This is a genomic window from Novosphingobium sp. PhB55, assembly GCF_004368805.1.
Classification (GTDB): Bacteria; Pseudomonadota; Alphaproteobacteria; order Sphingomonadales; family Sphingomonadaceae; genus Novosphingobium.
The window spans coordinates 1-14,945 of sequence record NZ_SODQ01000003.1 but is presented as its reverse complement, the minus strand read 5'-3'; the positions used below and the strand labels follow the sequence as shown (position 1 = coordinate 14,945).

Sequence of the window (14,945 nt, the reverse complement as noted above, 5' to 3'; positions counted from 1 at the left end):
AACCCATGCGTTTCAAGGACAAGATCGCCATCGTCACCGGCGGCGGCCGCGACATCGGCAAGTCGGTATCGCAATACCTCGCGCGCGAAGGCGCCAAGGTCGTCATCAACTATCGCAGCAACCACGAGGAAGCGGCCAGGACCCTTTCCGAGATCGAGGCCGAGGGCGGCACCGCAATCCTCCACCAGGCCGACGTCAGCAATGCCGAGGATGTCGCGGGCCTGATCGCCGCCTCGGTCGCCGCCTTCGGCGAACGGATCGACTTCCTCGTCAACCTTGCGGGCGGCATGGTCGCGCGCAAAACGCTGGCGGAAATGGACGAAGCCTTCTTCGACCATGTGATGGACCTCAATCTCAAGTCCGCCTTCCTCGTCACCAAGGCCGCGCTGCCGCAGCTCGCCAAGGGCAGCGCCATCGTCAACGTCGCCTCACTGGCCGGCCGCGACGGCGGCGGCCCGGGCGCAACCGTCTATGCCACGTCGAAGGGTGCGCTCATGACGCTGACGCGCGGCTGGGCCAAGGAACTGGGGCCGCAGGGCATCCGCGTGAATGCCGTCTGCCCGGGCCTCATCGGCACGAGCTTCCACGACGTGTTCTCCAAGCCCGAGGGCCGCGCCGCTACCGCGAACAACACCCCCCTGCGCCGCGAAGGCCACCCGGACGAGGTCGCCACCACCATCGGCTTCCTGCTCTCCGAAGAGGCGGCGTTCCTGACGGGCGTCAATCTCGACATCAACGGCGGCCTGTTCTTCTCGTAGGCCGTAGCATTCGCAAGGGAGACTAGAGGATGACCCGAAAGGCAAGGATTGCAGCGGCTGTAATGGCAGCGCTGCTCGCGCAGGTCGCAGGGACTGGTGCGGCTACGGCCCAGGTAAAGACCTTGGGAATGCCCACCGGCGCCCCGGCATCGCGGGAAGGCGACACCAGCAAGGGCCGCACGGTGCGCACCGATGCAAAGCCGCTCAGCCCCTACAAGATCATCCTGGTCGGGGATTCCACGATGGCGCCGACCAGCGGCTGGGCCTCGATCTTCTGCGCACATCATGTCAAGTCTTCGGTCGCCTGCCTCAATCTGGGGCGCGGCGGCCGCTCGACCCGCAGCTACCGGCAGGAAGGCTCGTGGGACGGCGCCTTGGCCGAGGCGAAAGTGCCCGGCTACCACGCCACTTACGTGCTGATCCAGTTCGGCCACAACGATCAGTCTTCCGCCTCGGAACGCTGGACCGAAATGGACAAGGAATTCCCTGACAACCTGCGGCGCATGGTCGAGGAAGTCCGCGCCGTTAAGGCCGTGCCCGTCTTGGTCACTCCGCTCACCCGGCGCGAATTCGTGGGCGGCAAGCTCAACAATACGCTGGAGCCCTGGGCCGAGAAGGTCCGCGGCGTGGCCCGCGCGCTGAAAGTGCCGCTGGTCGATCTCAACGCCTCCAGCGCGGCCGCCGTGCAGCAGATGGGCGCGGAACCCGCGATGGCGCTGGCCCAGACCGCTCCCAACGAGGCCGAACGGGCGGCTGCACGCAGCGGCACCACCCTCAAGCCCCGCACGGCCGAGGAAGCCCGCCTGCCGCCGGTCCCCACCATGCCGGACGGCCCGCACGGGCAGTTCACGCGCAAGTTCGACTATACCCATATCGGCGATGCGGGCGCGGAAGTCTTCGCTGCCCTGGTGGCGCGTGACCTTGCCCGCGCGGTTCCCGACTTGCGCAGCCAGATCGCGCCCTGACTTTCGGCGCTTCGTTCAGCGCACCATTAAGTGCGCTGCATAACTGGTCGGACAATTGCTTCGTTTTGGCATGGAAGCTATTAGGTCTCAAACCTCATGCAGGCGTGATGGAAAGAAAGAAGACACACCATGGCTGACAGGCTGTTCCAGGGCATTGCCGACCAGATCGTTGCCTTGATCAATGAAGGCGCGTTTCCGCCAGGAACGCGGCTGCCGGGCGAGCGCGAACTGGCGGAGCGGTTCAACGTCAGCCGGGTCACGATCCGCGAGGCCGCAATCGCGCTTCAGGCCGTGGGTGTGCTCAAGATCAAGACCGGCTCGGGCATTTACGTTTCGGAACTCAGCGATCGCACCGACGATGCCCTGCCCAAGGTCAGCGCGCTCGAACTGACCGAGGCCCGCTCGCTGTTCGAATCCGAGGCCGCGGCGCTGGCCGCGCCGGTCATTTCGGATGCCACGCTGGCCAAGCTCGACACACTGCTGGAAGCCATGGCGGCCGAGGGCGACGACGAAAAGTCGACCGAGATCGACCGCGAGTTCCACATGACGATCGCTTCCGCCTCGGGCAATGCGGCGATCACCCATGTCATCCACACGCTCTGGCGGTTGCGCACCGAACTGCCGGAAGTGAAGTACACCCACGAAAGCGTCTGTCACCATGACGGCAGGACGCGGCAGGACGAACACGCAGCGGTCGTTGAAGCGCTTCGCAAGCACGACCCGCAAGGCGCGCGCCTTGCCATGCGTCAGCACTTCCAGCGCCTGCTCGCCTCCATGCTGGACGCCACCGAAGAGCACGCCATCTCGGAACTGCGACGCAAGTCGCAGGAAAGCCGCGAGCGTTTCCTGATCAGCGCGAAGATCTGACCCGCACCCGTAATCCGGCACCGCCGTCTCTAACGCGGGCGCCGAAGGCTTCCCGCCATGTCCCGGCGGGTCGGGCGCCGGATGGACCGGCGCCCTGCACTCAGAACCGGTAGCCCAACGTAACCTGCAACACCGGGTAGACCTTGTAGTCGTTGATATCGTCGTTGACGCTCTGCCGCTCCGCTTCGAGATCGGCGGCGAGGGTGGAGCAGGGACCAAGGGTGATATCGGCGCAGAGACCGGTGACGGTCAGCGGCTTCACCTTGACGCTGCCCTGGAACAGGGCGCCCGCCTCGATGCCCACGGTCAGCCCCTTCGACAAGCCGCCGCCGTAACCCAGCGTCAGGGCCGGGGCGAGCTTGTCGATATCCGTTTCGGCGTGGAGCGTGCCGATCTCGGCTGCGGTGTAAGTCGTGCCGTCGATGGTATAGCTGGTGCCGTCGTTCGGTACGCCGACGCCGCGACCCTTGTTGCCGTTGACGCGCAGACCGCCGGAAATGCGGAAACCGCCGCCGAACGGATAGACATCGACCATGGCACCGCCCGAGCGGAGCTTCAGCTTCGCATCGTATCGGATGTCGTCCGAATGGATGTTGTGGCTGAACGAAAAGAACGTGGCGTTCGCGCGGACGCCGATGTTTTCCGACACCCGGTACCCGACCTCTGGCCCGATCCCGAGCGTGCCGGCGGTGACACCCAGGCTGACGCGCGCGTCATCGCCTTGAGCAAGGGCGGGAGCGGCGCCCAGGCTGGCGGCTGCAAGAAGGGCTGCTCCGAAATAGGCTCGCACGTAATCTTTCCTTTTCCATTCCGGCGGAATTTGCCGGGCATCGCACCGCGATCTTCGATCACGTCCCTATTGTAGATGGTCGGACCCCTAGGGGAGCAGACGCGATGCGTCCGATCTGGAAAAGATCCCGCCATCAGCCGGCCTAAGCCTGGCTGGTGGCCTTGATCGCGGCCGGTGAAAATGCCGGAAATCGGGGCTTTTGACCGGGCTTCGCGGCTGATGTGGCGAAAGCCGAAGGGGATCAATCGAGTGTGGTGCGCGAACGGGCGACCGTCAGAACGGCAACCACCACCAGGAATCCGCCGAGGGCGAGCAGATCGGTGCCCATGTCCGCGAGCACCTGCCCTTTCAGCAGCGATCCGCGGATGATGCGCAGGAAATGAGTGATGGGGATGATCTCACCCAGGACCCGCGCCCAGCCCGGCAGCCCCGCGAAGGGAAACATGAAGCCGGACAGGAACAGCGAAGGCATCATGTAGAACATCGAGATCTGCATGGCCTGAAGCTGGCTGCGCACCACGGTGGAGATCAGATATCCCAGCGCGAGATTGCCGGTGATGAACAGCACGATCCCCACCGTCAGCGCGATCCAGCCGGCAAGAGTCTGCGCCATCGGCACCGAGAACAGCAACCGGGCCAGAGCCAGCACGATCACGGTTTGGACCAGGCCGACCGCGATATAAGGCAGCAACTTGCCGATCATCACCTCGAACGCCGTGGCCGGGGTGGACAGCAGGCTCTCCATCGTGCCCCGCTCCACCTCGCGGGTGACGGCCATGGCGGTCATCATCACCAGCGTCATCGAAAGGATGATCGCCAGCAGGCCCGGCACGATGTTGTACGAGGTGATGCCCTCTGGATTGTAGAGCCGGTGCACCACGACTTCGAAGGGCGCGGGGGACACGGGCTTTGCGGCCGGGCCTCTCAGTTCGGCCCGGAAGGCATTCGACGGCAGAGTCGCGACCGCCGCGGCAACGCCGCCCGCAGCCGTGGGGTCCGTGGCATTGACTTCGGCCAGGATCTGCGCCCGGTCTCCTTTCAGGACGCGCTCGCTGAAGTCGGGCGGGATCGTCAGGGCGAGAGTGATCTCTCCCCGCCGCATCAGCCGGTCCATCTCGGCTTCGGAACCCGGCACATGCTTCACATCGACATACGTCGTGCGCTCCAGCGTCGCGACCACGGCATTGGCAAGGCGGCCATGGTCATGGGAGAGCACCGCGGCCGGCATGTGCCGGGGGTCGGTGTTGATCGCATAGCCGAACAGCAGGAGCTGCATCAGCGGCATCACCAAGATCATGGCGTAAGTGATGCGGTCGCGCCGGAGCTGGGTGAACTCCTTGACCATCACGGCCGCGATCCGCGCGAACGAGAGGCCGCTCACGATGCGTACCTGTCATCGCTGGTCTTGCCCATCAGCTGGATGAACACGTCCTCCAGCGAGGGTTCGACCTCGTCCCACCGGAACGGCGGCTTGCGCCAGGGCGCGATGGCCCGCTCCAGCGCCGCCCTGTCCGTGCCCGAGACATGGACGGCGGCGCCGAAAGCCGAGGCGCTCAGCACGCCGTCCTGATGCTCCAGCTCATGGGCGGCCTTGCCGATATCCGCTCCCTGGCCGTTGAAGGTAACGAGACCCGACCCCGCAATGATCTCAGCCGCCGTCCCGCGCGCGATGAGGCGCCCATAGAGGATGTAACCGATGTCGTGGCAGCGCTCGGCTTCGTCCATGTAGTGCGTGGAGACCAGCACGGTCAGCCCGCCGTCGGCCAGGGTGTGGATCTCGTCCCAGAATTCGCGCCGGGCCTTGGGATCGACGCCGGCGGTCGGCTCGTCGAGCAGCAGGAGCCGGGGCTCGTGCAGGGTTGCGGCGGCGAGCGCGAGGCGTTGCTTCCAGCCTCCGGACAACGCGCCCGCCAGCTGACCACGCCGGTCCTGGAGGCCCAGCCGCTCCAGGGCCTGGCCGACCCGGCCCCTGCGGTCGCCGAGTTCATAGACCCGGGCGATGAAGCTCAGGTTCTCCTCGATCGTCATGTCTTCGTAGAGCGAGAAGCGCTGGGTCATGTACCCGGTCTGGCGCTTGATGGCGTCGGTCTGCGAGCGAAAGTCCAGGCCGAGCACTTCGCCTTCGCCGCTGTCGGGCGTCAGCAGGCCGCAAAGCAGGCGCAGCGTCGTGGTCTTGCCCGCACCGTTCGGCCCCAGGAAGCCGGTGATCCGGCCCTCCTCCACCCTGATCGAGACGTCCTGCACGACGTGCTTGTCTCCGAAGCTCTTGTTGAGCCCCTTGACGTCGATGGCAGCCTGCGAGTCCGTCATCGGCGCGGCAGGGCCGCGGCATCCGGCGCCACGTCCATCGGCTGGCCGGGGGTGAGCGCGCGCGGGTTGGAGGGCAGAGCCTCCACCAGGAACACCAGCTTCTCGCGGGCATCGACGCTGTAGATGACGGGCGGCGTATACTCGGGCCGGTTGGCGACGAATTCCACGGTCGCCGTCATCCCGCCCGCGCAGCCATCGCAGCCGATCGCCACCTTGCGGCCCGGGCGGTAGGCGTTGACCCTGCTCTGCGGCACGTAGAACCGCACTTTCACCTCGCCGTCGGGCACGATCGACACGATCGGCGTGTTGGCGGGGACGCTCTCGCCGGGTTTGAACATCACATCCTCGATCCGGCCCGCGGCGGGCGCCGGCGGGGAAAGGTCGCTCAATTCCCGCTTTGCCGAGGTAAGGCCCGCCTCGGCCTGCCGCACTTGCGCTTCTGCTGCCGAAATCGCGGCCGAGGCGGACTGAAGCTGGGTTCGTGCGGCGTCGCGCTTGCGCAGGGCGCCTTCATAGGAAGCGCGCGCCTGGTCGAGATCGAGCTGAGCGATCGCCCCCTGCTTCTCCCGCTGCGCCGCCGTCAGGCGGCGCACTTCCGTGCCATAGCGATCGGCATCGGCCTGGGCGGCGGCAAGATCGGCGCGGGCATGGCCAAGGCCGGCTCTCTGCTGTTCGACCTGGGCGCGGTTGGCCGCGATGGTCGCGCGCGCCTGCTCGGTCTGGGCTTCGCGCACGGTCGGATCGACCCGGAACAGCGCGGCACCGGCGTTCACCCGCTGGCCGCGCCGCACCGAAACGCGCGTCAGCGTGCCGCCGACGGGAGAGGACATGTAGATGTCGTCGCTCACGACATAGCCGGTGAACTGCTCGTCACCGGCATGCCGTCCCGGTTTGAGCAGCAGCCAGAGCACGAGGCCCGCCACCACCACGATGGCGGCGATAAGCAACCGGCGGACAGGAAATCGCCCCCCTCTGCGCGGGGAATTTCCAGGTGCGTCAACCACGCGTTCGCTCCACTTCCTGCTGTTCGCGGCGCTCGTCCCAGCCGCCGCCCAATGCCTTGTAGAGCGCGATGGCGTCCTGCGCCGCGGCGGCTTCCGCCTGCGCCAGCCCGTCCTGCACCGAAAGCGCGGTCTGCCGCGCGGTCAGCACATCGGTATAGGCGACAAGGCCGTGCCGATATCGCACTTGCATCGTCTCAGAGGCATCGCGCGCCGCCTGCAGCGACGTCCGCAGGCTCTCCGCCCGGCGGCGGTCGGCGGCCAGCCGGGTCAGGGCATCCTCGACATCGCGCAAGGCGCCAAGGACGGTCGACTGATAGGCGAGCAGCGCCTCGTTCGCCTGCGCTTCCCGCAGCCGGACCGTCGCGCGCGAGGCCCCGCCCCCGATCAGCGGCAACGAAAGCCTCCCGGCGCCATTGGCCGTGATGCTGTCGGTTTCCAGCAGGTGAGTCAGCGACCGCGACGCCAGCTGCAAAGCGCCGGTGAGACTGAACTTGGGATAGAGGTCCGCCGTCGCCACGCCAATATCGGCCGTCGCCGCAGCCAGCTGCCGCTCCGAGGCGCGGATATCGGGCCGTCTCTGCAGGAGATCGGAGGGAAGACCCGCGGGCACGGCGACCGGGTCGGGCGGCGCGGCGGGCGCGGCCGCAAGCTGCGCGGCCAGTCCTGTCGGAGCCAGTCCCGTCGGCGCCAGTCCGAGCAGTGTGCCCAGCGCGTGGACATGGACCTCTGCCTGCGCCGCCAGATCATCGCGCTGGGCGATCTGGCTCTGGATGTCCTGCTGCTGGCGGCGCGCGTCGAGCGTCGTGACGAGCCCCTTGGCCGAACGCACCTCGATGAAACCGAGCAGGTCACGCGCGGCGGCGATGCTTTCGTCAGCCACGGCGATGCGCCGCTGCAAGGCGCGCAGCTGCTGGTAGGTATTTGCCACTTCGCTGGCGAGCAGCACTTGCGCATCACGCTGCGACCAGACCGCCGCGGCCACCCGCGCGCCTGCCGCCTCGTTCGCGCGGCGCTGGCCGCCGAACAGATCGAGTTCCCAGGCGGCGTCGAACCCGGTCTGGAACGTGGCGAAGTCCTCGCCCGCAAGGCCGATGCCCGGGCCACCAGAGCCCGACCCCGTGTTACCCGTGCCGAAATTGGCCAGCGCAGATGGCAGGGCATTGCTGCTGAGGCGGGTGTAGCCGGCTTGCGCGCTGGCATTGACGGATGGCCCGCCGGCCGCGCGCGTCGCCTGTTCCTGGGCGCGGGCCTGCTTCACCCGCGAGGCCGCCTGCTGGATATCGAGATTGCCGGCCATGGCGCGGGCCACCAGATCGTCGAGCACGGGATCGCGGAACGCCTGCCACCAGACGGCGGGGTCGTCCGCCGTTGGCGTGGCGGGCTCGGCCGAACTATAGGCGGTGGGCATCTCTACGACAGGAGCGTGATAATCTGGACCGACCGTACAGCCTCCCAGAAGGAGCACTGTAGCGACAACGGCGATTCGAGCGGATGCCATGCCGCAATTCAATCCTACCTATTGACCAACAGGTCAATAATTATATCGTTTTCTGCCTGGGCACGGGATCGGTAGAATCAGGGACCAGACGTGAAGAAGACCACCGAACCGAAACAGGATTCCATGCAGCTTCCCGCCAAGGGCGCGGCGCAAGGGCGGCGTCGGCGCAAGGATGCCCGGCCCAGCGAGATCATCGACGCCGCGCTGGAGGTCTTTGCCGAACATGGCTTCGGGGCCGCCAGGGTGGAAGAAGTCGCGCGCCGGGCCGGGGTCTCGAAAGGCACGGTCTTCGTCTACTTCGCCAACAAGGAGGAATTGTTCAGGGCCGTGGCGCGCAGCATTCTCGCGACTCACCTGAGCCTGCTTCCGGCGCCTTCCGCCGAATTCGCACCGCCCCTGGCCGAATTCGTCCCGGCGCTCCTGCGCAAGGTTGCGGCAACGGCAGGCAGCCAGGCTCCGGCCATGGTCCGCCTGCTGATCGCGGAAGGCTCGCGTTTCCCGGATCTCGCGCAAGTCTGGCACGACGAGGTGGTGTCCAAGGTGCTCGCCCTCGTGACACGGGCTATCGAGCAGGGGCAGCAACGCGGCGAAGTGCGCGCCGGCGATCCGCTGCTCTATGCCATGTCGATCATCGGCCCGATGCTGGCCGGAACCTTGTTCCGCGAAGTCCTGGGTAACACGGGCGCCCGAATGCCCGACCTGCACGAACTCGCGGTGCAGCACGCAGGCGTGGTCCTGAAGGGCATGCTGACCGAGACGGGCGGCTGACCGGCGCCGGAGCGGGTTCCGCGAACCTCGGAGCGCGAACCTCGGAGCGCGAATCGCGACCCGGTCGCCGGGGCCTGGCCTGCGCCGTCTCCAAAGCCACGAAAATCGGCTTCGTCCTTCTAAATGAAGGCAAAAAAGAAGCCTTCCATCACCCTTTTTAGAATGCCCATTGTGGTTCCATGCGGGATAATGTGCCGCCGGGACGCTCAGATAGGGAGTACGCTGCGATGCCGCCAGGTCGCAAGATCCTGGGACTTGATATAGCTCGGACCGTGGCGATCACCCTGGCGATGCTCAACCACTCCTTCATCGCTACGAACGTTTGGGAAGATTTCTTCGAGCAGAAGCCGCATTTTGCATTCGTCGTAAGACTGGCGACTCCCATGTTCATCATTCTGTTCGGCGCCCTGCTGGAGGTCGTCTACAGGAATCGCGCCGATCGCGACGGCATCCAGTCGGTGACGGCCAGATTGTTCGAACGGGCCTTTCTCTGCTGGCTTTTGTACGCCCTGACCTTGATTCCCGTGCTCTGGATGGGAAGACTGAGCCTGAAAAGCGCGTTTTTCGGCGCATTGCTCGCGGGGAAAATTCCGCTGAGCGACATCCTTCGATACTACGCCATTCTCTTCTTCCTCGCCCCGCTGATCCTCGTGGCCCGGCTGCGCTGGGGCCTGGCGCCGCTGCTGATCGCCTCGACCGCGATCCTGCTCCTGCACCCCCTGTTCGTGTTGCTGCCCGCCCCGCCCCCCAATTTCGCCCACTATGTGCCGGCGCGACTGGCTGACCTGCTTCTGGGCATAGGCGATGCCGTCGCCGGTCCCTCCGTGCTGCACAGCCTGTTTTTCGTCGCCGTGGGCATGCTGATCGGCTGGCTGCTCAGCGAGGATCGGTCGGCGGACGCCGAAGTGAGAAAATCCGTGACCCGGCGCTTCCTCCTCCTTTGCGGGGCACTTGGCGTCGGCGCGCTCGCAACCTATTTCATGGGGCCGGAGAAAGTGACTGCCGAAACCGCAGCGGGAATGGTCCTCAGGAACGCCAACCATCCCTTCTATTTCTTCTGCGGCGCGCTCGGCACCGCGATGATCGTCGCGCTCTGCCGTTCCGTCAGACAAGGCGGCCCCGGCTTTGAACGCGCGACGATGCTGGGTCGGCGCAGCCTGTTCACTTTCTCGGCGGGCAATGCATTCCTGATCTTCGTCACGCGGGATTACGATCAGTCGATCCCGGAAAGACTGTTGCTGAGCGGGTTGTTCTTCGTGGTCGTGGTCGGCCTTGCCGCGCTTTATGACATCGTCATGCAGCCGGACGCTCTCACGTCGCCAAATCCGGTCGTGAGAGTGTCGTCGCGATGGTGGCGCGCGATCACCGATCCGGTGAACCGCCTGCTGCGCACGGCCGCCCTGCGGCTGACGTCCCTGCTCTCATGGGTTCCCCTCTTCTCGCAGCGGGAAGTGCAGAGCAGCCAGCGATGAGGGACCATCGGCCGGCTGCTCCCGCCGATCAGCGGCGCTTGGTATGAATGGAAGTGCGCGTCTCGATAATCGGTCAAGTCTTGATCAGGAGAAGACTGGTGCCTTTGTTGAAGCACAGACTGGATCACCGCCCGAGATCTCTGGGGGCGCGAAGCCATTGCTCCGGCCTCGATGCATTCCCCGCTTCCGGTGTTGAAGGATGAACCCGGTGATGCAGCCGAAACTGTCCGTGATCCTGGCGGCCTACAATTGCGCCGACTTCGTGGAGCGCTCGATCGGTTCGGCTCTCGATCAGCAGGGGCTCTCGGTGGAAATCGTCGCGGTGAACGACTGCTCGACCGACGCGACACTGGACGTCCTGCAGGCGATCGCGCGCAAGGACCCGCGATTGCGCGTCATCGACAGCAAGGAAAACCTTGGCCCATCCGGCGCCCGAAATCTCGCGTTCGACCATGCCGCCGGTGAATGGGGCGCCGTTCTCGACGCGGACGACGCGCTGGAACCCGGCGCTCTGAGCCGTCTCGTGCAGATTGCCGAAGATCGCGATGCCGACATCGTCGCCGGATCCATCCGCTTTTTCTCGCATCAGCGTCAGGAGGTCTCGGGGCCGGTCTTCCAGGAGAACGCCCCGATAACGACCCTCAGCCTCGGCGATTTCGTGGAAGCGGCCCGGCCGGCCAACAGGGAGCCGGACTACGGCTTGTTGAAACCTCTGTTCCGGATCGCCTTCCTGAATGACAACGGCCTTCGCTACCGGACCGACATCCGGCACGGAGAAGATTTTCATTTCATCATCGATGCGCTGTCGAAAGGCGCAAAATACGTGCTCGCCCGCGAGGTGCTGAGCTATATCTATACCACGCGGGACTCCGGCCTCAGCCGCACGCGGGTGGACTACAGCCGGATGATCTCGGAGACGGAAAAACTCTCCCGCCGCGCCCCCTTTGCCAGCAATCCAGCGGTCGCAGGCGCACTAACCCGCCGCGCGGACGCGCTCAGGACGCATGAACTGAACGTGCTCTACGGGGATGCACCGAATCTCTCATCGAAGCTGGGAGTCCTGGCGAAATCGCTCACGAGTTCCGCAGGACAGCACTGGCTGAAAACCAAGATTGTGAAATACGTTGGCCGGTAATCCCTCAGCCCTGGACTCCGGTTTGACGCCGGGCGACCACTCCTCGATGCGCCGCAAGTCGGCGCAGGGCATCGCCATCAACATGAGCGCCCAGGCGGTGCGCTTCGGGCTGCAATTCGTCGTGTCGATCGTCATGGCTCGCCTGCTGGGCCCGACCGAGTTCGGCATTCTGGCAATGGCGGCGCCCCTGTTGGCGTTCGTGGCGCTGTTCGCCGACCTGGGTTTGAGCCAGGCCACCGTTCAGAGGCCGCAGATCACGCAGGCACAGCTCAGCCTCATCTTCTGGACGAGCGCGCTGGTAAGCGTCACGTCCGGCATAATCGTGATGCTGGGCGCGCCGCTTGCATCGATCTTCTACCACGACGCCCGCGTTGCGCCCGTGCTGGTCGCGCTTGGCGCGATCCTGATGCTCACCGGCTTCTACAACCAGCATGTCGCCATCCTCAACCGGCGACTGGCATTCGGTTCACTGGTGGCCGTCGACCTCGGCTCTTACGTCCTCAGTTCGATAGCGGGCATTTCGGCGGCCTTGCTGGGGTTTTCCTACTGGTCGCTCGTGATCAGCCAGGCCACGCTGACGACCACCGCGCTCGTGCTGGCCTGGTCGCTGGCCCGCTGGGTCCCTTCCAGGCCGGGAAAAGCGCCGGAAGCGCGAGAGATCCTGGGCTTTGGAGGCAACGTCACCTCGTTCAACATCTTCAACTATTTTGCCCGCAACCTCGACAACATTCTCATCGGCCGGCACCTCGGCGAGGTCCAGCTCGGCATATACGACCGCGCCTACAAACTGCTGCTGCTGCCGCTCAGCCAGATCACCGGCCCGATCGCCAAAGTGGCGACCCCCCTGCTCTCCCGATTGAACGACGACCGCGAGAAATACTCCAAGTCGTACCTGATGCTCCTGGAGACGATCATACTCCTCACTTATCCCAGCATCGCCGTTACCGGCGTGGGGAGCAAGCTGGTCATCTACACCGTGCTCGGGTCGAAATGGCACGCGGTAGCGCCCATCTTCCAGGTCTTGGCGATAGGAGCGCTCTTCGCACCCGTCAGCAACAGCACGGGCTGGCTGTTCACCACGCAGAACCGCACGCGCGAGATGAGGAATTTCGGGCTCTTCAGCTCGCTGGCCTTCGTCGGTTCATTCATCGTGGGATTGCCGTGGGGGATACAGGGCGTGGCGAACGCCTACATCGCCACGGGCTGCGTCCAGGGCCCGCTGATCTGGTACGCCGCAACCCGGAAGGGGCCAGTCAGCTTCGGCACCCTGCTGCGAGCCCTCTCCCCTTACGCCTTTTCCATAGCGATAACCTCGCTGATGGTGTGGATCTGGACCCAATACCTGAGCGTGGGGTGGGTAAACGTCTTCATGCTCCTGGCGGCAGGATACCTTCTCTTCTGGTCCCTCGTCGCCGCCACCCCCCGCGGCCGCGCAACCCTTCTCACCCTGTTAAGCGAAGCCCGGAGACTGATAAAGCGCTCCTGACGGGCGGAATTTGCGCGGCGAACGCAGCAGGTGTGAGGCTCCCATGACCTAACTCGAGCGATTCGCTTTGAGCTGCTCCAAATGCTGAAGCCGGTACGGCAAGTGACCCTGTCCCAGTTCTGCCACCGGCCAGAACGAGAGATCCGGCTTTTCATCGGCCGGGGTGAACCCCAGAGATGTGTGAGGTCGGGTCTCATTGAAGTCCGTCCGCCACGCCTCGATCGTGCTCCTGGCGTCGTTCGAAGACAAGAACCAGTGCGTGTTCAGACATTCGTCGCGAAACCGGCCGTTGAAGCTTTCAACGAAGGCATTATCCGTCGGCTTTCCAGGCCTGCTGAAGTCCAGCGTTACGCGGTTGACATAGGCCCAATGATCGAGCGCCCGAGATATAAATTCCGGGCCGTTGTCCACCCTGATCTTCTCAGGCGCGCCGCCGCGCTCGAACAGCAGGCGATCCATCACAGCGACGACCTGCACACCCTTGATCCCCTGATCGACATGGATTGCCAGGCACTCGCGAGTGTAGGCATCAACGACGGTCAAGGCGCGGAAGCGCTTACCATCGAACAGGGCATCGGACACGAAGTCCTTTGCCCAGATCTCGTTCCTGTGCGAGGGCAGCGGCCGTTCCACTCGCCGCGCGGCCATGACGTGCCGGCGGGGCCTTTTGGCCCGTAAATTAAGGCCTTCCAGGCGATAGAGGCGGTGTACCCGCTTCACATTCACCGTCCAACCTTCGCCGAAGCAGGACGTGGATGCGACGATAGCCATAGCGGACGCGGGTCGCGGCGATCTCCTTGATCCTGTTCCTGAGCGGCGCCTGGTCGCTTCGGATCGACCGGTAACGGTGCGTCTTGCGATCGAACCGGAGAACCGCGCAGCTACGCTGCTCGCTCACCCGATAACGATCCTGCACCCAATGGACGATCTCGCGCAGTCGACCAGGCGCTACATTTTTTTGCCAGAACCTCCTGGAGCATGGCCTTGTCCAGCGAGAAATCGGCCACGAGCCGCTTCAGCTTCTGGTTCTCTTCTTCAAGCTGCCGCATCTTGCGCAGCTCCGAAGGCCCCAGGCCCCCGTATAGCTGCTTCCATCGCTAATACGTCGCCTCCGAGACGCCCATCTTCCGGCACACCTCGGCGACTGGCGTGCCAACCTCCGCCTGACGCAGCGCAAACGCAATCTGCTCGCCTGTGAACTTCGACTTCTTCATGCAAAATCTCCAGCTCAAATCCGCTTCGATTTTTGCCAGATTCCTCTCATTCCCGCTGGAGGCATTATCCGGGACAGGGTCACAAGCGCTTTGGCAGATTGGCAAAGGCCCCGACAGCGTGCCCTCGCCATTCACAGCAGCGGTGTGAACCGATACCGCTGTGATCTGAGAATTTTTTGAAAATGTAGCGGTAGCGGGAGTATAATTTTTAAAACAAGCCCTTGTTTATTCCAGAAATATCCGATTTTATTTTCGATTTCGGTCCATTTAACATACCCCTGTCAAGCAAGAATTACTTGGTTCGATTCTTCTAGCCTCGAACGTTTCATGGCAACCGCTGATCACGTTGCGATATCGAATCGGAACCCAATCGGACACCCTGATTTACCCGGCTTGTGTATTGGACTGAGGGTATCAGACGCAGTCTTGGGCATCGCGCGTGCGGCTACGGGGTGTTTTCTGCCCACCGGGGGCGCCCTGTGGAGGCATCAGCGCGGTGGCGGCGTGCATCATGCCGAGTTCGGCCGACATTCCCAGCATAGGAAGCGTTTGAAGTTGAACGCGATGTTGGCGAGACCGATCTGTAAGCGCCGACGGAACCCGGCCTTGTACAGAGCGGCATTGGTGTGAATTTCGCGGGGCACATGGAGGCCTTGCGAGTGGATATCGAGCAGTCAA

At 64.6% G+C, this 14,945-nt stretch carries 12 protein-coding genes and 1 pseudogene; 7 read left to right on the top strand and 6 right to left on the bottom strand.

What is annotated here, in order from left to right; genetic code table 11:
* Window positions 1–5: 5 nt before the first annotated feature.
* The 3 genes from EDF57_RS07500 (at window position 6) to EDF57_RS07490 (ending at window position 2,590) form a co-directional block, all read left to right on the top strand.
* Window positions 6–758, top strand: coding sequence for a glucose 1-dehydrogenase (locus EDF57_RS07500; RefSeq protein WP_134093774.1), 753 nt, complete (start codon window positions 6–8; stop codon window positions 756–758).
* Between the two features lie 62 nt (window positions 759–820).
* Complete coding sequence (locus tag EDF57_RS07495) at window positions 821–1,723, top strand: rhamnogalacturonan acetylesterase (protein WP_243840946.1); 903 nt, start codon at window positions 821–823, stop codon at window positions 1,721–1,723.
* Window positions 1,724–1,852: 129 nt separating this feature from the next.
* A complete protein-coding gene (locus tag EDF57_RS07490; RefSeq protein ID WP_132269788.1) occupies window positions 1,853–2,590 on the top strand; it encodes a FadR/GntR family transcriptional regulator in 738 nt (245 codons plus the stop codon).
* 100 nt (window positions 2,591–2,690) lie between these two features.
* Here EDF57_RS07490 and EDF57_RS07485 read toward each other — a convergent pair whose 3' ends face one another.
* The 5 genes from EDF57_RS07485 to EDF57_RS07465 all read right to left on the bottom strand — a co-directional run bounded on the left by EDF57_RS07485 (window position 2,691) and on the right by EDF57_RS07465 (window position 8,192).
* Window positions 2,691–3,380 (bottom strand): hypothetical protein, encoded by a 690-nt coding sequence (locus EDF57_RS07485; protein ID WP_134093772.1) that lies wholly within the window; start codon window positions 3,378–3,380, stop codon window positions 2,691–2,693.
* A 241-nt stretch (window positions 3,381–3,621) separates the two neighbouring features.
* Complete coding sequence (locus EDF57_RS07480) at window positions 3,622–4,761, bottom strand: ABC transporter permease (RefSeq protein ID WP_134093771.1); 1,140 nt, start codon at window positions 4,759–4,761, stop codon at window positions 3,622–3,624.
* A complete protein-coding gene (locus EDF57_RS07475; RefSeq protein WP_134093770.1) occupies window positions 4,758–5,690 on the bottom strand; it encodes an ABC transporter ATP-binding protein in 933 nt (310 codons plus the stop codon). Before EDF57_RS07475 ends, EDF57_RS07480 begins: the two co-directional genes overlap by 4 nt.
* The gene (locus tag EDF57_RS07470; RefSeq protein ID WP_134093769.1) at window positions 5,687–6,637 is read right to left on the bottom strand and encodes an HlyD family efflux transporter periplasmic adaptor subunit; all 951 of its coding nucleotides are present in this window, start codon (window positions 6,635–6,637) and stop codon (window positions 5,687–5,689) included. The genes EDF57_RS07475 and EDF57_RS07470 overlap by 4 nt, the downstream gene beginning before the upstream one ends.
* A 49-nt stretch (window positions 6,638–6,686) precedes the next feature.
* Window positions 6,687–8,192 (bottom strand): efflux transporter outer membrane subunit, encoded by a 1,506-nt coding sequence (locus EDF57_RS07465; protein WP_132269779.1) that lies wholly within the window; start codon window positions 8,190–8,192, stop codon window positions 6,687–6,689.
* 90 nt (window positions 8,193–8,282) lie between these two features.
* Between EDF57_RS07465 and EDF57_RS07460 the strand changes: the two genes are divergently transcribed.
* The 4 genes from EDF57_RS07460 to EDF57_RS07445 all read left to right on the top strand — a co-directional run bounded on the left by EDF57_RS07460 (window position 8,283) and on the right by EDF57_RS07445 (window position 13,053).
* Window positions 8,283–8,960, top strand: a complete 678-nt coding sequence (locus EDF57_RS07460) for a TetR/AcrR family transcriptional regulator (RefSeq protein ID WP_134093768.1) — start codon at window positions 8,283–8,285, stop codon at window positions 8,958–8,960.
* A gap of 179 nt (window positions 8,961–9,139) precedes the next feature.
* On the top strand, window positions 9,140–10,432 hold the full coding sequence (gene opgC / locus EDF57_RS07455) for an OpgC domain-containing protein (RefSeq protein ID WP_134093767.1): 1,293 nt from the start codon (window positions 9,140–9,142) through the stop codon (window positions 10,430–10,432).
* 199 nt (window positions 10,433–10,631) lie between these two features.
* Window positions 10,632–11,567 carry a glycosyltransferase family 2 protein gene (locus EDF57_RS07450; protein ID WP_134093766.1) on the top strand — a complete coding sequence of 312 codons (936 nt, stop codon included), beginning with the start codon at window positions 10,632–10,634 and terminating at the stop codon, window positions 11,565–11,567.
* Between the two features lie 46 nt (window positions 11,568–11,613).
* Window positions 11,614–13,053 carry a lipopolysaccharide biosynthesis protein gene (locus EDF57_RS07445; protein ID WP_134093765.1) on the top strand — a complete coding sequence of 480 codons (1,440 nt, stop codon included), beginning with the start codon at window positions 11,614–11,616 and terminating at the stop codon, window positions 13,051–13,053.
* A gap of 48 nt (window positions 13,054–13,101) precedes the next feature.
* Here the strand turns inward: EDF57_RS07445 and EDF57_RS07440 are convergent.
* A pseudogene (locus EDF57_RS07440) lies at window positions 13,102–14,267 on the bottom strand (IS3 family transposase).
* Between the last annotated feature and the right edge of the window lie 678 nt (window positions 14,268–14,945).

Coding starts and splice junctions, on each gene's coding strand:
- EDF57_RS07475 (WP_134093770.1), bottom strand. CDS start 5,690: ATGACGGACTCGCAGGCTGCCATCGACGTCAAGGGGCTCAACAAGAGC.
- EDF57_RS07500 (WP_134093774.1), top strand. CDS start 6: ATGCGTTTCAAGGACAAGATCGCCATCGTCACCGGCGGCGGCCGCGAC.
- EDF57_RS07450 (WP_134093766.1), top strand. CDS start 10,632: ATGAACCCGGTGATGCAGCCGAAACTGTCCGTGATCCTGGCGGCCTAC.
- EDF57_RS07495 (WP_243840946.1), top strand. CDS start 821: ATGGCAGCGCTGCTCGCGCAGGTCGCAGGGACTGGTGCGGCTACGGCC.
- EDF57_RS07490 (WP_132269788.1), top strand. CDS start 1,853: ATGGCTGACAGGCTGTTCCAGGGCATTGCCGACCAGATCGTTGCCTTG.
- EDF57_RS07445 (WP_134093765.1), top strand. CDS start 11,614: ATGCGCCGCAAGTCGGCGCAGGGCATCGCCATCAACATGAGCGCCCAG.
- opgC (WP_134093767.1), top strand. CDS start 9,140: ATGCGGGATAATGTGCCGCCGGGACGCTCAGATAGGGAGTACGCTGCG.
- EDF57_RS07465 (WP_132269779.1), bottom strand. CDS start 8,192: ATGGCATCCGCTCGAATCGCCGTTGTCGCTACAGTGCTCCTTCTGGGA.